Genomic DNA, 21,758 nt, shown 5'->3' with positions numbered 1-21,758 from the left:
GTCAAGCCTGAAACCCCGAAGGGGCGGCCGCCAGGCCGGGCTTGACCTCCGACCCGCAGCCCCCACAATCCACCCATCGCGGGGATGGCCCCAAAGCACACCGAACCTCCAACGGTCCCAACCCCGCCCCAAACCCCACCCAAGATCCGACCCCCCAACATCACACCCCCAGGCGAATTGCCCAACATACTGAAAACGATTATCATCACCGACCGTCGACAAGGAGTCCGGTCGACAGGGCGTCCGAAGGGAGACGGAGTGGGCCACCTGCTGTTGGTGGAAAGCTGGGTCGGTGCGATGAGCACGTTGCTGCCGAGGAGCATCAGGGAGGGCGGCAACCGGTTCAGCTTCGTGACCCGCGACCTCCAGCACTACCTCCGGGCCAGATCGGCCCCCGGGCCGCATCCGCTGCTGGGCGCGGACAATCTGCTCACCGTCGAGACCAACGACGTGCCGAACCTGCTGGACCGCTTGGAGCGCCTGCAGCCGGTCCTCGGCTTCGACGGCGTGCTGACCTCCTGCGACTACTACCTGCCGGCGGCCGCGAAAGCCGCCGAACGGCTGGGACTTCCGGGCGCACCACCGGACGCCGTCGAGCGGGCCTGCTCGAAGGACCTCACCCGCAAGACCCTGCGTGAAGCCGGCGTCCCGGGCCCGGCGTTCGCCCTCGCGGAGACGGCCTCCGGCCTGGAGGAAGCCGCGGAAGCATTGGGATACCCCCTGGTCATCAAGCCGGTCGACCTGTGCGCGGGCATGTTCGTGCGCAGGGTCGACGGGCCCGACCAGCTGCGCGAGGCGCACAACGAGCTGCTGGAGTTCCCGGTGAACGCGCGCGGTCAGCGGCGCAATCCCGTCGTGCTGCTGGAAGAGCTGCTCACGGGCCCCGAGGTCAGCGTGGAAACGGTGACGTTCCGGGGCGAGACCACGGTCGTCGGGGTGACGGACAAGAGCGTCGCCGGGCAGCCCTGGTTCGTCGAGTCCGGGCACATGTTCCCGGCGGCGCTGGACGCCGCGACGGCGGAGGCAGTGGCGGAAACCGCGGTCGCCGCCGTCGAAGCGCTCGGGCTGGACAACGTCGTCGGGCACACCGAGGTCAAGCTCACCCCGCAGGGCCCCCGAGTGGTGGAGGTGAACCCGCGCCCGGCGGGCAACCAGATCACCGAACTCATCCGGCGGGTGACCGGCATCGACCTGGCCGCCGTCTACGCCCAGATCGCGCTGGGGGAGAAGCCGGACCTGCACCGAGTCGACACCGGCGCGGCGAGCGCGGCGATCTCGTTCCTGCTCCCGCCTCGGGAGGGGACGATCGCCGAGATCGGCGGGGTTGCGGAGTTGGCGGCCGATCCGGCGGTGGTCGACTGGATCGTCAAGGACCCCGGGCACCGGGCCGGCACCGCCACCAGCAACAACAACTACCTCGGGCACGTGATGGTCACCAGCGCCGACAGCGGGGCGGCACGCGCCCGCGCAGAGTCGTTGGTCGCCGGGCTGGACGTGCGCTACGCGGAGGCGGGGAAGTGACTCCGCATTCGGTGGCGGACCTGACCGATCAGGTCCTGAGTGGACGTTTCGGCGCGGACGAAGCGCAGGTCAGCGTTGGGTTCCTGACCAAGCAGGGCGTGCGGCACGCGGACCGGGCGCAGTCGTACCGGAACCACGTGCTGAGCCTGCGGGTCGAGGACGCGGTGGGCTCCTGCGCGGTGGAACCGGGGGAGGTGTCCGAAGAGGTCGTCCTCGGCTGCGTCGGGACGCCCGTCCGGGACCTGCTGCGGAGCCCGCTGCCCGCGGTGCGCATCGCGGCGCTGGACGCCTACCTGCAGTGGCTGCGCCCGCACCACGACCACGCCGAGGAAGTCGCCGTCGGGCGGGGCAACTCGCTGCAGAAGTCGTTGCACCGCGCCGAATCCGTCGTGGACCTGCTGCCGCGGAGCCGGCGGGTGCTGGTCGTCGGCGTCGTCAACTCGCTGCTGCACCACCTCCGCGAGCGCGGGACCGGCTACGTCGCGTGCGATTTCAAGGGCGGCGAGACGGAGTGGGGCGAGCCGATCGCGACCGATGCCGTCGCGGCGCTGGACAGCTGCGATGCCGTGCTGGCGTCCGGCATGGTCGTCGGCAACGGCACGTTCCAAGTGCTGCTCGACCACGCCAGGGCCACGGGCAAGCCGCTGGTCATGTTCGCCCAGTCCGCGAGCGGCATCCTGCCGTGCTTCCTGGGCGGCGGGGTCACCGCCGTCTCGGCGGAGCCGTATCCGTTCTTCTGGCTCGACGGCGGTCCCAGCACCCTCTACCGCTACCGCACGGAGGTGCGCTGATGGGGGGCAATCCCGATCTGCTCGGTTTGCTCCGGGACACCCCGCTGGCGCGGGTGAGCGCGCCGTTGCCGCATCGGCAGCCGGGGTTCTGGGCGAAGCTGGAATGCCTGAGCGCGGGCGGGATGAAGGCCCGCGCGGCGGTCTCGATGCTCACCGGGGCCCGGCGCCGCGGCGAGCTGCGGCCGGGCGCGGCGGTGGTCGAGTCGACCAGCGGGACGCTCGGCGTGGGCCTGGCCTTCGCCGGGCAGGCGTTGGGGCATCCGGTGGTGCTGGTCGTGGACAGCGAGCTCGAACCGGCCATGCGGGCGCTGCTCCGGGCGCACGGCGCTTGCCTCGAAGTGGTCGACCGGCCGCATCCCGCCGGTGGTTGGCAGCAGGCCCGGCTGGACCGGGTGCAGCAGGTCCTCCGCGAGCGGCCGGATGCGTTCTGGCCCGATCAGTACAACAACCCGGACAACCCGGCCGGCTATGAGGCGCTGGGGGACGAGATCGCCCGCCAGATCGACCAGGTGGACGTGCTGGTGTGCAGCGTCGGGACCGGCGGGCACAGCGCCGGCACGATCCGCGCGATCCGGCGCCGGTGGCCGCACGTGCGGTTGATCGGCGTGGACACCGTCGGCTCGACGATCTTCGGGCAGCCGGCCAGGCCCCGCGTGATGCGCGGGCTGGGCAGCAGCATCCACCCGCGCAACGTCGCATATGGACAGTTCGACGAGGTGCACTGGGTGGGGCCCGGCGAGGCGGTGCAGGCCTGCCGCACGCTGGCCCGGCACGCGTTCATCACCGGCGGCTGGAGCACCGGGGCGGTGGCGCTGGTGTCGGCGTGGGCGGCGCGGGTCGAGCCGAGCGCGCAGGTGGTGACCGTGTTCCCGGACGGGCCGCACCGCTACCTCGGCACGATCTTCGACGACGACTACTGCCGCGCGCGGGGCTTGCTGGCCGGACCGACGGCGTCCCGGCCGGTGGAGATCGCGCACCCCGCGGTGGAGGCGACGGGGTGGACGAGGTGCCGGCTCGTGTCGGATCCGCTGCTGGCGATGGAGGTTTCGGCATGAGGCTGAGCTGGGCGGTGCGGGGCCTCGCGCTGCGCGAGCCGTTCCGCATCTCGCGATCGGTGATGTCCGAGCGGGATGCGGTCGTGGTGGAGATCGAGCACGACGGAGCCGTCGGCCGCGGCGAGGTCGTCACCAGCACGTACTACGGCTTGACGGTCGAGCGCATCGAGACGGAGCTGGTAGCCGTCCGGGAAGTGCTGGCGGGGGTGAGCGATCCTGGCCGGATCCCGGCGTTCAGCGCGTCGCCCGGAGTGTCGTCGGCATTGGATTCGGCCGTGCACGACCTCGTCGCGACGCTCCGCGGCGTGCCGGTCTTCGAGCTGCTGGGCACGGCGCACTGGCAGCCCGTCCCGACGGCTTTCACGATCGGCATCATGCCCGCGGAGCGCGCCGTGCGGACGGCGCGCGAGCTCACCGGCCGGGGCTTCACGGTGCTCAAGGTGAAGCTCGGGGCGGGGGACGAGCGGCAGGAACTCGCGCGCCTGGCGGCGATTCGCGAGGCCGCGCCGGGCGCCCGCCTGCTGCTGGACCCCAACGGCGCGTGGGAGCCGGAGCAGGCGGTCCGGCTGCTCAAGGCGGTCGCGGAGTTCGGGATCGACGCGGTCGAGCAGCCGATCAAGCCGGGCACGCCGGACCTGCTCGCCGAGGTGGCCGCCCGGTCGCCGGTGCCGGTCATCGCCGACGAGGACGCCGCCACCGCGGCCGACGTGCGGGCGCTGGGCCCGCGGGTGCACGGGGTCAACGTGAAACTGCCGAAGTGCGGCGGAATCCGGGCCGCTCGGGAGATCATCGGCCTCGCCCGGGACAACGGCGTGGACGTGATGCTGGGGTGCTTGGTGTCGAGTTCGCTCGGCATCGCCCCGGCCGTGCACCTCACCGGCTTCGCCCGCTGGGTCGACCTGGACGGCCACCTGCTGCTGGCGCACGACCCGTGGACCGGGATCGGCGGCGACGACGGGGTGCTGCGGATCGCCGGCGATCGCGGATTGGGGGTGCGCCCCGTGGTGTCGTTATGAAGACGTGGCGGCTGATCCGGGGCTTCCCGCCGGCCGTGCAGGTGCTGCTGGTCAACCAGCTCGGCGTCAACGCCGGTTTCTACCTGCTGGTCCCGTACCTGGCGGGATACCTCGCCCACGACCTGGGCATGTCGGCGGTGCTGGTCGGGGTGGTCCTCGGCGTGCGCAACCTCAGCCAGCAGGGCCTGTTCCTGCTGGGCGGTTCGGCGGCGGACAGGCTGGGCGCGCGGGGCGTCATCGTCGCCGGATGCGCGCTGCGCGCGGTGGGTTTCGGCCTGTTCGCCCTCGGCACGTCGTTCTCGGTGCTGCTGCTGGCATCCGTGCTCAGCGGGCTGGCCGGGGCGTTGTTCAACCCGGCCGTGCGCGCCTACCTCTCGCGGGAGGCGGGCGGCCGCGGCGTCGAGGCATTCTCGTTGTTCAACATCTTCGCCAACGCCGGGGCCCTGCTGGGGCCGCTGCTGGGAAGCGTGCTGATGGTGGTCGGCTTCCGGCTGTCCGCGGTGGTCGCCGCGGTGGTCTTCGCGCTGCTGACCGTCGCGCAGGTCGCGGTCCTGCCGGTCCGCCGCGTCGAGCGGCCCGCGACGTCGGTGCTGTCGGACTGGCGCGGCGTGCTGACCGATCGCCGGTTCCTGGCCTTCACCGGGGCGCTGACCGGCATGTTCGCGCTGCAGAACCAGCTCTACCTGGTGCTGCCGATGCAGGCCGAGCGGCTCACCGGGTCCGCGGCCGCGGTGGCGGTGATCTTCCTGGTCTCCACGGCGGTGACGCTGGCGTCGCAGGTGCGGATCACCGAGCTGGCCCAGCGCCGGTGGAGCCGCGGCCGGGCGATCGGGACCGGACTGGGGCTGATGGGCGCGGGCTTCGTCGCCACCGCGATCGCCGCGGCCGCGGTCCCGGCGACGCCCCCGGCGGGCGCGGGGGAGACGTTCGCCCGGCTGGCGCCGGTGCTGATCACGGCGTTGTTCCTGGCGGTCGGGGTGATGCTCGCGCAGCCGTTCGTCTACGAGCTGATCCCGTCCTTTGGCGGGCGGGAGCTCGCCGGCACCTACTTCGGCGTCTTCTACCTGATTTCCGGTGTCGCGGCCGCCGCGGGCAACGCGCTGATCGGCTGGCTGACCGACCTCTCCGGCGACGAGTGGGCGTGGCTGCCCCCGGCGCTGTGCGTCCTCATCGGAGGGTGTTCGGCGCTCGCGGTGCTCGTGCTGGATCGCCGCGGCGGCATCGGACCGGACCAGAGAACGGGAGAATCGCAGTGCGCCCCAACATCGTCAGCGCCAACTTCCTGACCGACAACCCGGCCATCTACGAGCAGCGGTTCCCGGATCCCGAGCACCTCGCGGCCCGCTTCGTCGACGACCTGGTGCACCGCTTCGGATCGGGTCGGCGGCTGCTGGACGTGGGCTGCGGCACCGGCCGCGACGCCCGCTGCTGGACCGCGCTCGGCTACCGCGTCACGGGCCTGGACTGCTCGCCGCAGATGGTGGCGCACGCGCAGGAGCACTGCCCGGAGGCGGACTTCGTGGTCGCCGACATGCGGTCGTTCGGGCCCCTGCCGGCGGATTTCGACGTCATCACCTGCCTGGACAGTGCTTTCCTGTACTGCCACGGAACCGACGACGTCGACGCCTTCCTGCGGCGCTGCCACGAGCACCTGCGGCCGGGCGGTCTGCTGATCGCCGAGATGCGCAACGGCGCGTTCTTCCTGGGCAACACCGAGCTGCTCGACGGGGTGCGGGAGCAGGTGGTCGCCTGGGAAGGGGTGGAGTACCGGTCGCGCACGCGGCTGTGGATCGACCACGCGGAGCAGCTCCTGCGCCGGGAACGCCACTGGGACTGGCCGGGGCGGGCCGAGCCGCTGGTCCAGCGCTCGGCGTGGCGGCTGCTGTTCCCGCAGGAAATCCGGTATTTCGCGGCACGGCACGGGTTTTCGGTCGTCGCGCTGTTCGACGAGCCAGGTCCGCGCGCCGAGACGCCGTGGCGGCGCGATGCGGCGCTGTCCACCCGGCTCAGCGGCGACCGGCTGCACGTCGTGCTGCGCCGCGACGAGTGAGGTGCGCCCCATTGGCAGGCTAGATGAAAATCATTATCGTTGTCGTTGGTCTTGGACCGGGACGCCTTCGAATGGAGAAAACCCCAGCATGCAACACGAATCCAGGCTCGTTCGCGGGCTGAGCCGACGCGGTTTCCTGGGCCTGACGGCGGCGGGCGCCGCCGCGGCGCTGTCCGGCTGCGCCGGTGGGACCGGCGCCACCGCGGTCGGGCCGCCCCGCCCCGGCGGGCGGTTGCGCGCGGCGTTCTCCGGCGGCGGCGCAGCCGAGGTGCTCGATCCGCACGAAACCGACCTCTACATCGAGATCGCCCGCGCCAAGGCGCTGTTCGACAAGCTCGCCGACTACGGCTCGGACATGTCCCCGCAGCCCCGGCTCGCGGAGCGCTGGGAACCCAGCCAGGACCTGCTCACCTGGCGGATCACCTTGCGGCGGGCGGCATTCCACGACGGGCGGCCGGTGCGCCCGGCCGACGTGCTGGCCAGCTTCGCGCGGATCGTGGAGCCGGGCAGCAGCCGCCGGGCCAAGGCCAGCCTGCAGGTGATCGACCTGCCCGGCAGCCGCGAGCTCGACGACCGCACCGTCGAGTTCCGCCTCAAGCGGCCCTACGCGGAGTTCCCCAACGCCCTCGCCACGCTGGGCGCCTACATCGTCCCGGAGGGCACGCGGGACTTCGACCGGCCGGTCGGTTCCGGACCGTTCCGCTTCGTCTCCTTCCAGCCCGGCCGCAACTTCGTCGCGGCCCGCAACCCCGACTACTGGGACGGCGCGCCGCACCTGGACGAGCTGGAGATCGTCGTGACCAACGACGAGGCGGCGCGGGTCAACGCGCTGCTGGGCGGGCAGGTCGAGTACGCCCACGACCTGACGCCGACCAGCGCCCGCACGCACGAGAACACCGGCCGGGTGCAGGTGCACCGGCTGCCGCTGAGCAACTTCCACGGGCTGGTCATGAAGACCGACCGGCCACCGTTCGACCGGCCCGAGCTGCGCCAGGCGATGTTCCACCTGGTGAACCGGGACGAGCTGGTCAGGTCGGTGCTGCAGGGCTCCGGGCAGCTCTGCAACGACCTCTACGGCAAGGGCTACCGGTACTACGCCGACGCGCTGCCGCAGCGCGCCCAGGACCTCGACCGGGCGCGCGCCCTGATCAAGCAGGCCGGCGCGGAGGGCCTCGCGATCGACTTCGACACCTCCGACGCCTCGACCGGGCTGAAGGAGGCGGCGCTGGCCATCGCCGACCAGGCCAGGCAGGCCGGGCTGAACCTCGACGTCCGGCTGGGCAACAAGGACACCTACTGGTCCGACATCGCCAAGAACGGGGTGCTCGCCAGCTACCGGTCCGGCGCGATGCCGCTCGAATCGCACATCTCGCAGCGCCTGCTGACGACCTCGACGACCAACAACACCAAGTGGCAGCGCCCGGACTTCGACGCGCTGTACCACGAGGCGCAGTCCACAGTAGACGATGCCCGCCGCGAGCAGCTGTACTTCCAGATGCAGGACCGGCTGCACCGCGAGGGCGGCTTCCTGTGGTGGGGCGTGTCGGACTGGATCGTCGCATCGGCGCCGAACGTCGGCGGCGTCGACGACCGGGCCCCGGCCAACACGCTGGACTGGGCCCGTTACGACAAGGTGTGGCTGGCGTGACCCGCTACGTCCTCCGGCGGATGCTGCTGGGCGTGGTGCAGGTCGTCCTGGTGATGGCCGCGGTGTTCTTCCTGACCGAAGCACTGCCGGGCGACGCGGCCGTCACGATCGCCGGGGACAACCCGGACCCGGCGATCATCGCGCTGCTGCGCGAACAGCTCGGCCTGAACGAGCCCGCGTGGCAGCGCCTCGGCGGCTGGCTGCTCGGCGCGCTGCACGGCGATTTCGGGCGGTCGCTGGTCGGGCCGCGGGCCGTGGCCGACATCATCGGCGCGGCGCTGGGGCCGACGCTGCTGCTGGCCGGGCTGACCCTCGTGCTGCTCGTGCCGCTGTCGGTGGCGCTGGGCATGCTCGCCGCGCACCGCGAAGGCGGCCGGATCGACCGGATCGTCACCAGCGGCACGCTCGGCCTGTACTCGGCGCCGGAGTTCGCGATGGGCGTGCTGGTGGTGACCGTGTTCGCGGTGCAACTGGGCTGGTTCCCGCCCACCGCGGTCGGATCCGGCTCGCTGCTGGGTGATCCGGCGGTGCTGGTCCTGCCGGTCTTCGTGCTGCTGCTGCGCCCGATCTGCTCGCTGAGCAGGCTGGTGCGCGCGGGCATGATCGACGCGCAGCGAGCCGAGTACGTCCGCCACGTCCGCAGGCTCGGCATCTCGCCGGCCCGCGCCCGCTTCGCGCACGCGCTGCCCAACGCCATCGCTCCCGCGGTGCAGCAGCTGGCCCGGACCGCGGACTGGCTGATCGGCGGCGTGATCGTGATCGAGGCGATCTTCGTCATCCCCGGCCTGGGCACGACGCTGGTCGAGGCGGTCTCGGCGCGGGACCTGCCGGTGATCCAGGGCCTGGCGGTGGTGCTCGCCGGCACCACGGTGCTGGTCAACCTGGCGGCGGACATCGCGGCCCGCGGCTTGGCGCCGGCGTCGGAGGTGGGCCGGTGAACAAGTACTTGCTGCCCGCCGCGCTGGTGGGCGTGCCGGTCCTGCTGGCGCTGTTCGGGCCGCTGTTCGCCACCGGCGACACGGCCAAGGACGTGGCCTTCGCGCTCGGCGGCGGTCACTGGTTCGGGACCGACTTCGTCGGCCGGGACGTGTGGAACGAGGTGCTGCTGGGCGGCCGGTCGCTGGTGCTGACCGCCGCGACCGCGACGGCCTGCACCTACCTGCTGGCGGTCCCGCTGGGCCTGGCGGCGGGCATGACGAAGAGCCGCCTGCTCGACGAGGCGCTCATGCGGCCGCTGGACCTGGTGCTGGCGATCCCCTCGATGCTGATGCTGTTGCTGCTCGCCTCGATCGCCCCCGACGCCCCGTGGGTGCTGATCGGGATCGTCGCGCTGATCAACCTGCCGGACGTGGTGCGGATCAGCCGCGCGTCGGCGCTTTCGCTGGCCAGCGGGCCCGCGGTGGAGGCGATGCGCCTGCAGGGCGAGAGCCGGCTGCGCATCGGCGTCGGCTACGTGGCCCGCGCGATGCGCCGGACGCTCGCCGCGGACCTGGGCACCCGCTTCACCGGGGCGATCTACCTGGTCGCGTCGGCGAGCTTCCTGGGCGTCGGGATCTCGCCGGGCGCCAGCGACTGGGCGGCGATGGTCGACCGCAACCGGACCGGCCTGTTCATCCAGCCGTGGGCGGTGGCGCTGCCCGCACTGCTGATCGTGCTGCTGTCGGTGGGCGTGAACCTGGCGTTCGACCGGTGGCTGCGCGCTCGCCCGACCGCTCTGGAGGCACGTTGACCGTCGTGGAAGTCCGCAACCTCACCGTCGCCGCCGGCGGCCGGGAGATCGTCTCCGGGGTGTCGTTCGCCCTGGCGTCGGGCGAGGTGACCGCGCTGGTCGGCGAGTCCGGGAGCGGGAAGACCACCGCGGCCCTGGCGCTGCTCGGCGAACGGCCCGCCGGCGCGAGCGTCACGGGCTCGGTGGAAGTCGCCGGTGTCGGGGTGGATGCCGATCATCCGCCGGAACCCGGCCTCGTCGGCTACATCCCGCAGCATCCGTCGGCGGCGCTGAACCCGGTTCGCCGCATCGGTTCGGTGCTGCACGAGATCGCGCGCCTGCACGTCCGCGCCGGGACCCGCGCGGAGCGCAGGCGGCTGGTGCGGGCGCGGGTGCTCGAAGCGCTCCGCCAGGCGCAACTGCCGGACGGCGATGAGCTGCTGCGGCGGTACCCGCACCAGCTTTCCGGCGGGCAGCAGCAACGCGTCGTGCTGGCGCACGAGCTCGTCGGCCGCCCGCGCGTCGTGGTCGCCGACGAACCGACCACCGGCCAGGACGCGGTGACCCGCGCCCGGCTGGCCGGGGAGCTGAGAGCCGTCGCGGCGCAAGGCATCGCGGTCCTGCTGCTGACCCACGACCTGGACCTCGTGCGCGAGCTGGCGCACCGGGTGCTGGTCATGAACGGCGGCAGCATCGTCGAATCCGGCCCGCGCCGGGAGGTCCTCGGTTCTCCCCGGCACGACTACACGAAGCGCCTGATCGCCGCGCAACCCACCGCCGAGTCCGGCCGCCCCGGAGGAGGGCGACCGCTGGTGACGGTGAGCGCGGTGACCGCGGGCCACGGCCGGGTGGACACGCTGCGCGAGGTGACGCTGGACATCCGCGCGGGCGACAAGCTGGCGGTGGTGGGGCGCTCGGGCAGCGGCAAGACCACGCTCGCGCGCTGCATCGCGGGCCTGCACCCGCACCGCCTCGGTGAGATCCGCTTGGACGGCGATCTGCTGTCTCCCCGGCTCCGCAGGCGCACCCGGGACCAGCTCGCCCGGATCCAGTACGTGTTCCAGGACGTGCGGGCGTCGTTCAACGAGTTCGTCCCGGTCCTCGACCAGGTCGCCCGGACGGCCGAAAGGCTGCGCGGCGCAACGAGTTCGGCGGCGCGCGCCGAGGCGATCGAGGGACTCGCCCGCCTCGGCGTGCCGGAGTCCGGCGCGGCCCGGCTGCCGCGTTCCCTGTCGGGCGGCGAACTCCAGCGCGCGGCCCTGATCCGCGCCCTGCTCAGCGGGCCGGAGCTGCTGATCTGCGACGAGATCACCTCGGGTCTCGACGCGCTGACCCGGGCCGAGCTGCTCGACCTGCTCGACGGAGTGCACCGGGACACGGGCACGGCGCTGGTGGTCATCACCCACGACCTGGCGGTGGCGACGAGCCTCGCCGACCGGCTCCTGATCATGCACGAGGGGGAGATCGCGGAGCAGGGCGAGACCGAGGCGGTCCTCGCGGCCCCGAAGCACGCGGCCACGAGGGAACTCCTCGACGCTGCGTCGCGGAGCCGGGGCCCGCTGGGTGGAGGTGTCCATTCGAGTGAACCCGCGAGTTCAGCGAGGGGTAGCATGTCGGCGTGAGCGGAGCGGGCACGACGGCGGCGTCGGGGCGCAGCGCCTCGCGCGGTCGCATCGACAAGCGCCAGGCGATCCTGGACGCGGCGATGCGGGTTTTCGCCCGCGAGGGATACGCGCAGGCCGGGGTGGACGCGATCGCGGCGGAGGCCGGCGTCGCCAAGCCCACCGTGTACAACCACTTCGGCGACAAGGAGAACCTGTTCCGGCAGGCGATCGCCGCCGACGCGGACCGGGCCCTCACGCGGAACATGGAGGTCGTCGACCAGCTGCGCAGCGAGGGCGACCTGCGGCCGATGCTGGAAGAGGTCGGCTTCCGCCTGCTCCAGTGCCACTGCGACGACCGCTCCTGGGCGCTGCGCCGGTTGCTCTACGCCGAGCTGGGCAGGTTCCCCGACCTGATCGACATCGTCCGGGGCCGAGCGTCGGACCGCGTCACCGAAGCGCTCGCCGACCGGCTCGCCCGGCTCGCGCTGGCGGGTCGCCTGCGCGCGTGCGACCCGGCCGAGGCCGCCGAGCAGTTCGCGGCGCTGCTGACCGGCCCGATGGAAGCGCGGGCCCGCCTGGGCACCCGCCAAGTGCCCGACGACGAGCTCCGGACCGTGGCGGCGGCCGCGGTCCGCACCTTCCTGCAGGCCTTCGCGCCGGAATCGGACTAGGCCCGCCGGCCTCAGGTCGCGTGGTCGCGCAGCTGCGTCGCCAGGTCCCGGATGTCGCGGGCGATGACGTCCCAGGCGTCGGTGGCGTGCAGGTCCGTCTGCTGGGTGGGGCCGTACTCCTGCGGCCGCGCCACGAACGCCGTCCGGAACCCGACGCTGCGGGCCGCCGCCAGATCCTCGTTGTGCGCCGCGCACAGCATGACCCGGTTCGGCGGCAGGTCGAGCAGCCGGGCCGCGCCGAGGTAGGCGTTCGGGTCCGGCTTGTAGGCGCGGATCACGTCGGAGCCGATGATGACGTCCCAGGGCAGCCCGGCGTGCTTGGCCATGTTGGTCAGCAGCGCGAGGTGCCCGTTGGACAGCGGGCCGATGATGAAGTGCCGCTTGAGCTCGGCCAGCCCGGGCACGCTGTCGGGCCAGCCGTCGAGCCAGTGCCAGGCCCGGTTGAGCCACTCCAGGTCGGCCGGCTCGATCCGGTCGACGGGCAGGCCCATCTCCTCCGCCGTCGCGATCAGGTTCTCCCGGTGCAGCTCGTCGAGGTTGACGAACTCCCTGGTGCCGTTGCGGATGGGCTCCATCGAAGGCTGGTAGCGCGCCCGCCACCGGAGCGCGAACTCGGCAGCGTCGACCTCGACGCCGCACCGGAACGCGATCGCCTCCACGGCGTCGGTCACGCCGGACCGCCAGTCGACCACGGTGCCGAAGGTGTCGAAGAGAACGGCGTCCACGATCCGCTGCGGAGCTGCGGCCATCGCTGGACCTCCCTTTGTCGGGTGGCGCTTCGGGGGCCGAGCCTAGCAAGGTGGCGGGGCGAAATGCAGATCAACTCGGTGAGATCTGCGCATCAGCACGGTCAATCCGAAAATCCAATGTGGACGTTCCATCAGGTGGACGGGGAAGTGCCGGTCTGCTCGGCGAGCAGGTCGATGACGTCGGCGATGTCCTGCCGGCGGGCGTGCGCCAAGCGCTGGCGGTGGGCCCCGCTGCCGCGCCGCAGCAGCCGGTCGAGGGCGCCGGTCACCAACTGCGTGTCGCCGCTGGCGTCCAGCGCGGGCAGGGCCGTCTTGACCAGCTCGTCCAGCAGCGAGCGCGCGGGCACGAGTTCTCCGGTGCTGTCGAGCCCCTGGCCCTCCAGGCCGTCGTGCGCGGCGCGCCACAGCGCGAGGCGGAGTCGCTCGTCGGGCAGCTCCGGCGCGGGACGGTCTTCGGCGACGTCCTGCAGCGCCACTGCTGCCAGCGCGCGCACCAGGAGCGCCAGCAGCAGCGCTTCGTCCGCCGTGCCGGCCGCGTCCGCCACCCGGATCTCCAATGTGGACAGATGCGGTGCCGGCCGGACGAGCCAGTAGACCATGGCGTGGTCGAGCGCGGCGCCGCTGGCCAGCAGCAGGTCGACGGCGCGCTGGTAGGACGCCGGGTCTCGGTGCACCGGAGGTGGTCCGGCCGATGGCAGCCGGGACCAGACGATCGTCCGCCAGCTGGCGTGCCCGGTGTCCCGGCCGTCGCAGAACGGGGAGTTCGCGGTGAGCGCGAGCAGCGCGGGCAGGTGCGGGCGCAGGTGGTTGGACACGGCCAGGCTGGTGGCCAGGTCGGGCATCCCGACGTGGACGTGGCAACCGGTGGTGGCGTGCGAGTCCAGCAGCAGCCCGAACCGGTCGCCGATTTGCCGGTACCGGGGTTTGTCGGTGATCGGGACCGGATCGGGCATGCCGAGCGGGGAGTAGCCGGTGGAGACCATTCGGAGGTTGCGCCGGCCCGCCGCGGCGACGAGGCTGCGCCGGGCCGAGATCAGGTGGTCGTGCGCCTCGGCAGCGGTGCGGCACACGGGAGTGTTGGCCTCCAGCTGGAAACGGGCGAACTCCGCCGTGAAGTTGCTGGTGGCATCGCTTCCGGTCGCCGGGACCTCGCGCAGGACGTCCGCGGCTCGTGGCGTCGGCCGGCCGGTGCCGGGATCCAGGACCAGGAACTCCTCTTCGATCCCGAACGTCGGGTGCGGCGAGCCGCGATCCATCGAACGCCCCCTTCCGGCTCGGTGGTCCTCGCGAACCGGAGCCAGTTTCGGGCCCGCGGCTGGGTTTGTCACTCGCCCGGAAGTCGTTCGACGGCCCGGATTCACCCCTTCGGCGCCGAGCCATCAAGGTGGTTTCCGCCGTGACCGCGCGGCGCCGCAGCAGGTCACGGCGGTCCATTGTGGATTGTTCCAGGCCGGCCCGGTGCGAGTCGGGGTTCAGCACCGGGCCGGGGACTTCTGGAGGTCCGGGGAGAGCTCGCCCGCCAGTCGATCTCCCCGTGGCCCGTCGATGATCGAAGTATGGAGAACCGGCCGCGCGCATTTCAAGCAATTCAAGCAATTCTCTGGAATTCCAACCCGAACGGCCCAGTTGATCACGTCGGTGATCACCCGGTTCGGCTGTTTGAGTTGCGCGGCGGGCCGACGCTTGACCGAATGCTTGTATTGCACAGACGATGCATGAATCTTCTCGACGAGGAGGAGCACGTGAAGTTGACCTTCCAGGGAACGACGTCGCACGCCGGTACCTGCCCCACGCTGTACAGCACCGACCAGGGAACCTACGTCGTCCAGGGCTACAAGGTCACCGACCCCGAAGCGCTCGCCACGCTCCGCGAACGCGGGCTCCCCGACCACGAGACCGCGGTGGAGGTCCCGGCCGCGTTGCTCGACTTCGTGCCGAAGGCGGCACCGTGAGTTCCTGGGTGTTACCCGGCGCGGAGTTCGATGAACTCCTGCGCTCGTTCGAGCGCCGGGCGTGGCGGTGGGAGTGCCAGGGCACCTACCGCCAGCCCGACGAAGCCGAACCCTGGCGTCGCTGGCGGGCGGGCGAGCCGGACGACCTGCGCTGGCTGCGGCCCTGGCTGGACCAGGTCGCGGCCGCGACCCGCGCGGGCCGGCTCGTCTCCCGGGTGCGCGTCTTCGGGGAACCGCCCACCGAGTACCAGCGCTGGCAGCTCGACGTCGGCCCGGCCAACATCGCCGCCGGCGAGGACATCCGGGTGCTGCCCCAGGGCGAAGCGGCCGAGCTGGGCCTGCCGACCAGCGACTTCTGGCTCTTCGACGAGACCAGGGTCGCGTTGATGCACTACGAGGACCAGCGATTCGCTGGCACCGAGATCATCGCCAGCCCGCGGGAGGTGGACCGCTACCGGGCCTGGCGGGAGATCGCATGCGATCATGCGATTCCATTGATGGTTTACCTGCACGACCTGCCCCAGAGGAGCCGGTGACGGATTTCGACACACGCCGCCTGGCGTTCGGCGACGCATTGCGTCGGCTGCGCCTGGCGGCCGGGCTGTCCGGGAAACAGCTCGCCGAACTAGCCGGGTGGACGCCGTCCAAGGTCTCGCGGGTGGAGACGGCGAAGCAGTCCGTCTCCGACGCGGACGTGGTCGCCTACTGCCGGCTGACCGGTGCTGCCGACGATGCGGCGGCCGAACTGCGGCAGGAGCTGCGCGAGATCCGCATCGAGGCGGCGAGCTGGAAGCGCCAGCTGCGCACCGGGAATCGCGCCCGGCAGGAGTACGGCCGGCAGCTGGAGGACGGCGCCGAGCGCATCCGGCTGTTCGAGATCGCGCTGGTTCCCGGCCTGGTGCAGACCGCCGAGTACGCCCGGCACGTCTTCGAGGTCGTCGCGGACCTGCACCGGAGCTCGCGGGACATCGCCGAATCGGTCGAGCAGCGGATGGCCCGCCAGAGCGTCCTGTTCAGCCCGCGCACGTCCGTGGAGATCCTCTGCTCCGAAGCCGCGCTGCGGCATCCCATCGCCCCGCCGCAGGTGATGGTCGGCCAGCTCGACCGGTTGCTGGCCCTGGCGGGCATGTCCACGACGCGGCTGGCGATCGTGCCGCTGGACGCGCAGCTGACCGTCGTTCCGCTGCACGGCTTCGTCATCATCGACGACCTCGTGCTGGTGGAGACGGTCAACACGGAGATGACCATCGCCGACCCCGACGACCTGGCGCGGTTCCACCGCGTCTTCGACGGCCTGCTGTCCGCTGCGCTGGCGGGCGCCGAGGCCCGCGCCTTGCTGCAGCGGCTCATCGCGCACTACGCGGCGGCCGATCAGCCGTGAGCACTGCGTAGATCAGCAGGGACAGCAGGGCGAGAGCCGCCGTGATCCACGGCAGCATGGTGGCGCCTGCCAGGTCGAGCGCCGCTCCGCCCAGGTAGGCGCCCGCCGCGATGGCGACGTTCCAGACGGTGATGGTCAGCGACTGGGCCACGTCGGCGTCCCGCCCCGCGACCCTGGCCGCCGCAGCCGGGAACATCGTCGGCGCGCCGCCGAAAGCCAAGCCCCACAACGCGACCGAGGCGAACAGCACCACCGGCAGTGTCGCGGCCAATCCGATCAGCGCCACCGCAATGCCGATCACCAGTGCCGAGGAGAGGATCAGCAAGCGCAGGCGGCGGTCGATCAGCGCGCCAACGATCCAGATGCCCAGCACCGAGGCGACGCCGAAGACCAGCAGGACGGCGCTGAGCAGCTCCACCCGACCGGCGGCGGCGAGCACCGGGCCGATGTAGGTGTAGAGGACGTTGTGCCCGAGGACCAGCGCGAACGTGGTGGCCAGCACGGCCGGGAAACCGCGGGTGGCAAGGACTTCCAGGGTGTTCGCGCGTTCCTGCGCCGGTTGTCCGGGCAGCGGCGGGACCTGCCAGAGCACCCAGCCGACCAGCGCCGCGGTGATGACCGCCATGGCGCCGAAGGCGTACCGCCACCCGATCAGCTCCCCGAGCACCGTCCCGGCCGGGACCCCGATGGCGAACCCGATCGGCGTGCCCACCATCGCGATTGCCAGCGCCCGGCCGGCGCGTTCCGCCGGCACGATCCGCATCGCGTAGCCGGCGATCATCGCCCACATCACCCCGGACACCGCGCCCGCCAGCACCCGCGCCACCAGCGTCAACGGGTACCACGGCGAAATCGCGGTGACGCCGTTGACCACGGCGAACCCGAGGATCAGGCCGAGCAGCAGAGCGCGGCGCGGCAGCCGCCGGGTCAGCGCCGTCAGCGGCACCGAGGTGGCCGCGGTGCTGATCGCGTACACCGACACCAGCTGCCCGGCCTGCGACTCCGAGACCCGCAGATCGGCGCTGATCGGGAGCAGCACCCCGGCGGGCAGCGTCTCGGTCAGGCAGCCGATGAGCACCACGGTGGCGAACGCCGACAGGGCGCCGATCGGCAGTTTCGCGCTCGAACCCGCCGCGCGGGCCTCCACGTCCGAAGTCATGGCCCCACCCTGAAGGCCTCACACAAGTGTGAGGGCAAGCGATCCGCCGGTGACGTGGCGCACACCGGATGCCGGGGATAATGGCCGCATGCGGATAGGTGAGCTGGCGGAGCGGACCGGGGTGTCGGTGCGGCTGTTGCGCTACTACGAGGAGCAGGACCTCATCCGGCCGGCCCGGGACGAGCTCGGGCACCGCGCCTACGGCGAGGGCTCGGTGGACCGGGTGCTGAAGATCCGCGGCCTGCTCGAATCCGGGATCCCGACCCGGATCATCCGCGACATCCTGCCCTGCCTGGACAAGCCCGGCGCCATCCACATGCGCATCGTCGCCCCGGAGATGCTCGCGAACCTGGAGCGGGAGCGGGCGAACATCCAGCGGCGGATCGAGTCGCTGACCGCGAACCGCGACGCGATCGACGACTACCTGACCCAGGCCCGGCCGCGGGTCCGCACCGAGTAGTCCACTGTGGAGGTCAGGCGCCCCGTCGCGCGCTGATCCACAGCACCGGCCCGGTGCGGTGGGTGTGCACGACGTCCATCCCGGCGGCCCGCAGCGATTCCGCGACCTGCTCGGCGTCGAAGAACTTCAGGCCGGACCGGCCGCCGGTCAGCTTCGCCGCCTGGTGCAGCAGGCCGCCGCGCGGCGTCGGCACCATGACCGCCAGCCAGCCGCCGGGCGCGAGCACCCGCGCCATGCCGCCGAGCACCTCGTGCGGCTCGGGGATCAGCTGCAGCGCCGCGAGACTGGTGACCAGGTCGAACGTGCCGTCGGGGAACGGCAGTTCGCGCGCGTCGGCCCGGAGGAAACCGACGTTGTCGGCGGTTTCGGTGCGGGCGGCCCGCGCGAGCATCGGGCGGGAGACGTCGACGCCGATCGCGAGCCCGGCGGGCCCCACGGCGCGGCCCAGCTGCGACGTGACGTTGCCCGGCCCGCAGCCGACGTCGAGCACCAGCCCGCCGGACGGCGGGCGCGCCTGGGTGGGCAGCCGGTACCACATCGGCAGCACCCGGCGGGTGAACGACTGGAGGTGGTCGTAGCAGGCGGAACCCGCGCCGGACTCCCAGAGCGACTGGATCGGGCCGGACGGTTCCGCCGCCTGGCCGCCGAGCAGGTCCAGGTATCCGCCGTCGAAGTCCGGGTTTTCGGGCGCGGGCGACAACAACGGCAGCACCCGCTCGAACACCGCGGGCGTGGTCTGGTCGGTCATGCGCACCTCTCACTGGTCGGCACGCCCAGCCTAGGGTCGCGGCGGCGCCGGTGGCCAGTGCCCGAACGGCGGAGGTCAGCGGTGTTCGGGGTTCTCGAAGTGGGGTCGGCAGCCCGCGTCCCACTCCGTGCGCTGGTTGCCGTAGGCGGGAAATCCGCCCGCGCGGTCGAGCATCGCCGCCACGTGCATGAGGTTGTAGGTCATGAACGTCGTGTTGCGGTTGGTGAAGTCGTTGTCCGGCCCGCCGGAGTCAGGGTCCAAATAGGACGGTCCAGGGCCGATCGAGCCGATCCAGCCCGCGTCGGCCTGCGGCGGGATGGTGTAGCCGAGGTGCTGGAGGCTGTAGAGGACGTCCATCGCGCAGTGCTTGACGCCGTCCTCGTTGCCGGTGATCAGGCAGCCGCCGGTGCGGCCGTAGTAGGCGTACTGGCCGGCGTCGTTGAGCAGCGACGAGCAGCCGTAGAGCCGTTCGATCACGTGCTTCATCACGGAACTGTTGTCGCCGAGCCAGATCGGCCCGGTCAGCACCAGGATGTTGGCGGCCAGCACGCGCTGGTAGAGCTGCGGCCACTCGTCGGTGGCCCAGCCGTGCTCGGTCATGTCCGGCCAGACGCCGACGGCGATGTCGTGGTCGATCGCCCGGATGGTGTCGACCTCGACGCCGTGGCGGCGCATGATGCCCGCGCTGAGCTCCAGCAGGCCTTCGGTGTTGCTGCGTTCCGGTGAGCGCTTTAGCGTGCAGTTGATGAACAGCGCCCGCAGGTTGTCGAAAACTGGTTCGGCCTCGGTCATCGCCCCTCGCCCCCCGGCAACGTCTCCGCGCGGCCCAGTGCAGCACCGACCGCGGGGCCGGGCAACTCCGGTGGCCGCGCAGAATGTTGACGGCGGTAACATCGGGCGGGACGGCGGCGACCGGGGAAGGGGCAGCGGTGGGGGACAGGCGGCGCGGTGTGCAGGACGCGGACATCCGCCTCGGCGCGGCGATCCGGTCCCGCCGCAAGGAGCTCGGGCGCACCCTGGTCCAGGTCGCCGCGGACACCGGGCTCTCGCACCCCTTCCTGAGCCAGGTCGAGCGCGGGCGGGCGCGGCCGTCGATGCGCTCGCTGTTCCTGATCGCCGAATCGCTGCGCACGACGCAGCAGGCGCTGCTGGCCGAGGCCGCCCCCTCGGCGGGCGGCGTCCGGTTGGAGCGCGGCGCCCGCCAGGTGGTGGACTCGGTACGGCTGCTCGACCACTTCGAGCAGGGCGCCGACGTGACCGAGATGGTGGTCAGCACCGAGGAGTTCGAGGAGTACTTCAGCCACGCCCGCCGCGAATTCGTCTACGTGGTCTCGGGCTCGCTGGAGGTGGAACTCCTGGAGGCGCCGGAGAAGCCGACCCTGCACGCGCTCGGCCCGCGCGACAGCATCGCCTACCCCGGCCACACCGGGCACCGCCACCGCCGCACCGGCCCCGAACCGGCCCTGGTGCTGATCGTCCACTCCGGACCGGCCTAGCCCCTCACCGGGTGAGGTGGAAGCCGCGGTAGCCGCCGGCGGCGATCTCCCGGCAGTGCTCCCGGTAGGTGCCGACGCCGCCGATGTAGGGCATGAAGACCCTCGGCTTGCCCGGCACGTTCGCCCCCATGTACCAGGACGCCGCGCGCGGGTAGAGGGTTTCGGCGGCGACCGCGTTCACGTGCTCGCCCCAGGTCCGCTCGGCGTCGGCGGCGGCCTCGCTGCGCGTGAACCCGTTGTCGCGCAGGTGTTCCAGGTGCTCGCCGATCCACTCCACGTGCTGCTCGATGGACACGATCATGTTGCTGAGCACCGAAGGGCTGCCGGGCCCGGTGATGGTGAACAGGTTCGGGAAGCCCGCGCTGGCCAGCCCCAGGTAGGTCCGCGGCCCTTCGGCCCACTTCTCCCGCAGGCGAAGGCCGCCGGCGCCCCGGATGTCGATGCGGTTCAGCGGCCCGGTCATCGCGTCGTAACCGGTGGCGAACACGATGACGTCGAATTCGAAGTCCCGGTCGCCGACCCGCAGCCCACCGGGCGTGATCGCCGAGATCGGCGTGCGCCGGATGTCGACCAGGGACACGTTGTCGCGGTTGTAGGTGGCGTAGTAGTCCGTGTCGACGCAGATCCGCTTGGTGCCGATGGGGTGGTCGTGCGGGCAGAGCAGCTCGGCGGTCGCGGGATCGTCGACGATCTCCCGGATCTTGTCCCGCACGTAGTCCGCCGAGAGCTCGTTGGCCGCCGGGTCGCGCAGGGTGTCGGGATACGTCGCGGTGAACGTGGTTCCGCCGATGCCCCAGCGCCGGTCGAGTTCGGCCTTGAACTCGGCGGCGGGCACCTCGGTTGCGTTGCGCTGCAACCGGTCGGCGAGGATCCCGCTCTGCGTCATCCGCGCCTCGGCGCGCAGCCGCGCGTAGTCGGCCTTCACGCGGCGCTGTTCGTCCGGGCTCAGCGGGTGGTTCTGGGCCGGGATGCTGAACTGCGCGGTCCGCTGGAACACGGTGACCTGCGCGGCCTGCCCGGCGATGACCGGGATCGCCTGGATCGCCGACGAGCCGGTGCCGATCACCCCGACCCGCTTGCCGGTGAAGTCCACTTCCTCGTGCGGCCAGCGGCCGGTGTGGTACGACTCGCCGCGGAACGTGCCGATGCCGGGGAAGTCGGGGGTCTGGGTGGCCGACAGGCAGCCGACCGCGGTGATCAGGAACCGCGCGGTGATCTCGGCGTCGTCGGTTCGCACGGTCCACCGGCCGGCCTGCTCGTCGAAGGCGGCGGCCCGGACGTTGGTCTCGAAGGAGATGTCGCGCCGGAGGTCGAAGCGGTCGGCCACGTGCCGGGCGTAGCGCAGGATCTCCGGCTGCGACGGGTATCGCTCGGTCCACTGCCATTCCTGCTGCAGCTCGTCTGAGAAGGAGTAGCAGTAGTAGAGGCTTTCGATGTCGCAGCGGGCGCCCGGGTACCGGTTCCAGTACCAGGTTCCGCCGACGTCCGTGCCGCGCTCGTAGACGTGCGCGCGGAATCCCTTGTCGCGCAACGTCTTGAGCATGTACATGCCGGCGAAACCGGCGCCGATGATGATCGCGTCGTACCGCGGGTCGTGCTCGTTCATCCGGCTGCACACTCCCTCTTCGCGGGCTGGCTGGGCGGGTGGCCGCTCGGCAACTGATCGATCGCTCAGTCGAGCTTGCAACGCCGAACCCGGCAAAGGCAAGGAAAGATTCGGCCGGGTGCCGCCGTCCGGGATTCGTCAGA

22 protein-coding genes are annotated in these 21,758 nt (G+C 71.9%); 16 read left to right on the top strand and 6 right to left on the bottom strand.

Going from position 1 to position 21,758, the window contains the following annotated elements; all coding sequences use genetic code 11:
- Positions 1-258 precede the first annotated feature (258 nt).
- The 11 genes from ACWEV3_RS41695 (at position 259) to ACWEV3_RS41645 (ending at position 12,064) form a co-directional block, all read left to right on the top strand.
- Positions 259-1,521 carry an ATP-grasp domain-containing protein gene (locus tag ACWEV3_RS41695; RefSeq protein ID WP_452619197.1) on the top strand — a complete coding sequence of 421 codons (1,263 nt, stop codon included), beginning with the start codon at positions 259-261 and terminating at the stop codon, positions 1,519-1,521.
- Positions 1,518-2,312: a Rossmann-like domain-containing protein gene (locus ACWEV3_RS41690; protein WP_452619196.1), complete on the top strand. Its 795-nt coding sequence runs from the start codon at positions 1,518-1,520 to the stop codon at positions 2,310-2,312. Before ACWEV3_RS41695 ends, ACWEV3_RS41690 begins: the two co-directional genes overlap by 4 nt.
- A complete protein-coding gene (locus tag ACWEV3_RS41685) occupies positions 2,312-3,367 on the top strand; it encodes a PLP-dependent cysteine synthase family protein (RefSeq protein WP_452619195.1) in 1,056 nt (351 codons plus the stop codon). The genes ACWEV3_RS41690 and ACWEV3_RS41685 overlap by 1 nt, the downstream gene beginning before the upstream one ends.
- A complete protein-coding gene (locus ACWEV3_RS41680; RefSeq protein ID WP_452619194.1) occupies positions 3,364-4,383 on the top strand; it encodes a dipeptide epimerase in 1,020 nt (339 codons plus the stop codon). The genes ACWEV3_RS41685 and ACWEV3_RS41680 overlap by 4 nt, the downstream gene beginning before the upstream one ends.
- On the top strand, positions 4,380-5,669 hold the full coding sequence (locus ACWEV3_RS41675) for an MFS transporter (protein ID WP_452619193.1): 1,290 nt from the start codon (positions 4,380-4,382) through the stop codon (positions 5,667-5,669). Before ACWEV3_RS41680 ends, ACWEV3_RS41675 begins: the two co-directional genes overlap by 4 nt.
- Positions 5,636-6,433 carry a class I SAM-dependent methyltransferase gene (locus tag ACWEV3_RS41670; RefSeq protein WP_452619192.1) on the top strand — a complete coding sequence of 266 codons (798 nt, stop codon included), beginning with the start codon at positions 5,636-5,638 and terminating at the stop codon, positions 6,431-6,433. Before ACWEV3_RS41675 ends, ACWEV3_RS41670 begins: the two co-directional genes overlap by 34 nt.
- 88 nt (positions 6,434-6,521) lie before the next feature.
- A complete protein-coding gene (locus tag ACWEV3_RS41665; RefSeq protein WP_452619191.1) occupies positions 6,522-8,081 on the top strand; it encodes an ABC transporter substrate-binding protein in 1,560 nt (519 codons plus the stop codon).
- Positions 8,078-9,019 carry an ABC transporter permease gene (locus tag ACWEV3_RS41660; protein ID WP_452619190.1) on the top strand — a complete coding sequence of 314 codons (942 nt, stop codon included), beginning with the start codon at positions 8,078-8,080 and terminating at the stop codon, positions 9,017-9,019. Before ACWEV3_RS41665 ends, ACWEV3_RS41660 begins: the two co-directional genes overlap by 4 nt.
- Positions 9,016-9,810: an ABC transporter permease gene (locus tag ACWEV3_RS41655; RefSeq protein WP_452619189.1), complete on the top strand. Its 795-nt coding sequence runs from the start codon at positions 9,016-9,018 to the stop codon at positions 9,808-9,810. The genes ACWEV3_RS41660 and ACWEV3_RS41655 overlap by 4 nt, the downstream gene beginning before the upstream one ends.
- Positions 9,811-9,815: 5 nt before the next feature.
- The gene (locus tag ACWEV3_RS41650) at positions 9,816-11,411 is read left to right on the top strand and encodes an ABC transporter ATP-binding protein (RefSeq protein WP_452619198.1); all 1,596 of its coding nucleotides are present in this window, start codon (positions 9,816-9,818) and stop codon (positions 11,409-11,411) included.
- Complete coding sequence (locus ACWEV3_RS41645; protein ID WP_452619188.1) at positions 11,408-12,064, top strand: TetR/AcrR family transcriptional regulator; 657 nt, start codon at positions 11,408-11,410, stop codon at positions 12,062-12,064. Before ACWEV3_RS41650 ends, ACWEV3_RS41645 begins: the two co-directional genes overlap by 4 nt.
- A gap of 11 nt (positions 12,065-12,075) precedes the next feature.
- On the opposite strand, the gene ACWEV3_RS41640 is transcribed toward ACWEV3_RS41645, so the two are convergent.
- Together ACWEV3_RS41640 and ACWEV3_RS41635 are read right to left on the bottom strand one after the other, a co-directional pair.
- Positions 12,076-12,813, bottom strand: coding sequence for a haloacid dehalogenase type II (locus ACWEV3_RS41640; protein ID WP_452619187.1), 738 nt, complete (start codon positions 12,811-12,813; stop codon positions 12,076-12,078).
- Positions 12,814-12,944: 131 nt separating this feature from the next.
- Positions 12,945-14,069 carry a carboxylate-amine ligase gene (locus tag ACWEV3_RS41635; protein WP_452619186.1) on the bottom strand — a complete coding sequence of 375 codons (1,125 nt, stop codon included), beginning with the start codon at positions 14,067-14,069 and terminating at the stop codon, positions 12,945-12,947.
- Positions 14,070-14,528: 459 nt separating this feature from the next.
- Here ACWEV3_RS41635 and ACWEV3_RS41630 point away from each other — a divergent pair, with 459 nt between their 5' ends.
- The 3 genes from ACWEV3_RS41630 to ACWEV3_RS41620 are packed head-to-tail and all read left to right on the top strand — an operon-like array spanning position 14,529 to position 16,146.
- Positions 14,529-14,765 carry a hypothetical protein gene (locus ACWEV3_RS41630; protein ID WP_452619185.1) on the top strand — a complete coding sequence of 79 codons (237 nt, stop codon included), beginning with the start codon at positions 14,529-14,531 and terminating at the stop codon, positions 14,763-14,765.
- Positions 14,762-15,301, top strand: a complete 540-nt coding sequence (locus tag ACWEV3_RS41625; RefSeq protein WP_452619184.1) for a DUF6879 family protein — start codon at positions 14,762-14,764, stop codon at positions 15,299-15,301. The genes ACWEV3_RS41630 and ACWEV3_RS41625 overlap by 4 nt, the downstream gene beginning before the upstream one ends.
- On the top strand, positions 15,298-16,146 hold the full coding sequence (locus ACWEV3_RS41620) for a helix-turn-helix domain-containing protein (RefSeq protein WP_452619183.1): 849 nt from the start codon (positions 15,298-15,300) through the stop codon (positions 16,144-16,146). Before ACWEV3_RS41625 ends, ACWEV3_RS41620 begins: the two co-directional genes overlap by 4 nt.
- Here the strand turns inward: ACWEV3_RS41620 and ACWEV3_RS41615 are convergent.
- A complete protein-coding gene (locus ACWEV3_RS41615) occupies positions 16,112-17,305 on the bottom strand; it encodes an MFS transporter (protein WP_452619182.1) in 1,194 nt (397 codons plus the stop codon). The genes ACWEV3_RS41620 and ACWEV3_RS41615 overlap by 35 nt on opposite strands.
- A gap of 88 nt (positions 17,306-17,393) precedes the next feature.
- Between ACWEV3_RS41615 and ACWEV3_RS41610 the strand changes: the two genes are divergently transcribed.
- A complete protein-coding gene (locus ACWEV3_RS41610) occupies positions 17,394-17,765 on the top strand; it encodes a MerR family transcriptional regulator (protein WP_452619181.1) in 372 nt (123 codons plus the stop codon).
- A 13-nt stretch (positions 17,766-17,778) separates the two neighbouring features.
- Here ACWEV3_RS41610 and ACWEV3_RS41605 read toward each other — a convergent pair whose 3' ends face one another.
- Together ACWEV3_RS41605 and ACWEV3_RS41600 are read right to left on the bottom strand one after the other, a co-directional pair.
- Positions 17,779-18,513 (bottom strand): methyltransferase domain-containing protein, encoded by a 735-nt coding sequence (locus ACWEV3_RS41605; RefSeq protein ID WP_452619180.1) that lies wholly within the window; start codon positions 18,511-18,513, stop codon positions 17,779-17,781.
- A gap of 75 nt (positions 18,514-18,588) precedes the next feature.
- Positions 18,589-19,305, bottom strand: a complete 717-nt coding sequence (locus tag ACWEV3_RS41600; RefSeq protein WP_452619179.1) for a flavodoxin family protein — start codon at positions 19,303-19,305, stop codon at positions 18,589-18,591.
- A 137-nt stretch (positions 19,306-19,442) separates the two neighbouring features.
- Here ACWEV3_RS41600 and ACWEV3_RS41595 point away from each other — a divergent pair, with 137 nt between their 5' ends.
- Positions 19,443-20,009, top strand: a complete 567-nt coding sequence (locus ACWEV3_RS41595; protein ID WP_452619178.1) for a helix-turn-helix domain-containing protein — start codon at positions 19,443-19,445, stop codon at positions 20,007-20,009.
- A 4-nt stretch (positions 20,010-20,013) separates the two neighbouring features.
- On the opposite strand, the gene ACWEV3_RS41590 is transcribed toward ACWEV3_RS41595, so the two are convergent.
- The gene (locus ACWEV3_RS41590) at positions 20,014-21,615 is read right to left on the bottom strand and encodes a flavin-containing monooxygenase (RefSeq protein ID WP_452619177.1); all 1,602 of its coding nucleotides are present in this window, start codon (positions 21,613-21,615) and stop codon (positions 20,014-20,016) included.
- Positions 21,616-21,758: the final 143 nt, after the last annotated feature.

This window comes from Saccharopolyspora sp. NPDC003752 (assembly GCF_053605825.1).
This window is presented reverse-complemented; position numbering and strand designations above follow the sequence as displayed.

What these genes read in the sequence shown, in the direction of transcription:
- ACWEV3_RS41685 (WP_452619195.1), top strand. Translation starts at nt 2,312, where the DNA reads ATGGGGGGCAATCCCGATCTGCTCGGTTTGCTCCGGGACACCCCGCTG.
- ACWEV3_RS41680 (WP_452619194.1), top strand. Translation starts at nt 3,364, where the DNA reads ATGAGGCTGAGCTGGGCGGTGCGGGGCCTCGCGCTGCGCGAGCCGTTC.
- ACWEV3_RS41675 (WP_452619193.1), top strand. Translation starts at nt 4,380, where the DNA reads ATGAAGACGTGGCGGCTGATCCGGGGCTTCCCGCCGGCCGTGCAGGTG.
- ACWEV3_RS41665 (WP_452619191.1), top strand. Translation starts at nt 6,522, where the DNA reads ATGCAACACGAATCCAGGCTCGTTCGCGGGCTGAGCCGACGCGGTTTC.
- ACWEV3_RS41640 (WP_452619187.1), bottom strand. Translation starts at nt 12,813, where the DNA reads ATGGCCGCAGCTCCGCAGCGGATCGTGGACGCCGTTCTCTTCGACACC.
- ACWEV3_RS41635 (WP_452619186.1), bottom strand. Translation starts at nt 14,069, where the DNA reads ATGGATCGCGGCTCGCCGCACCCGACGTTCGGGATCGAAGAGGAGTTC.
- ACWEV3_RS41630 (WP_452619185.1), top strand. Translation starts at nt 14,529, where the DNA reads ATGAATCTTCTCGACGAGGAGGAGCACGTGAAGTTGACCTTCCAGGGA.
- ACWEV3_RS41615 (WP_452619182.1), bottom strand. Translation starts at nt 17,305, where the DNA reads ATGACTTCGGACGTGGAGGCCCGCGCGGCGGGTTCGAGCGCGAAACTG.
- ACWEV3_RS41610 (WP_452619181.1), top strand. Translation starts at nt 17,394, where the DNA reads ATGCGGATAGGTGAGCTGGCGGAGCGGACCGGGGTGTCGGTGCGGCTG.
- ACWEV3_RS41605 (WP_452619180.1), bottom strand. Translation starts at nt 18,513, where the DNA reads ATGACCGACCAGACCACGCCCGCGGTGTTCGAGCGGGTGCTGCCGTTG.
- ACWEV3_RS41600 (WP_452619179.1), bottom strand. Translation starts at nt 19,305, where the DNA reads ATGACCGAGGCCGAACCAGTTTTCGACAACCTGCGGGCGCTGTTCATC.
- ACWEV3_RS41590 (WP_452619177.1), bottom strand. Translation starts at nt 21,615, where the DNA reads ATGAACGAGCACGACCCGCGGTACGACGCGATCATCATCGGCGCCGGT.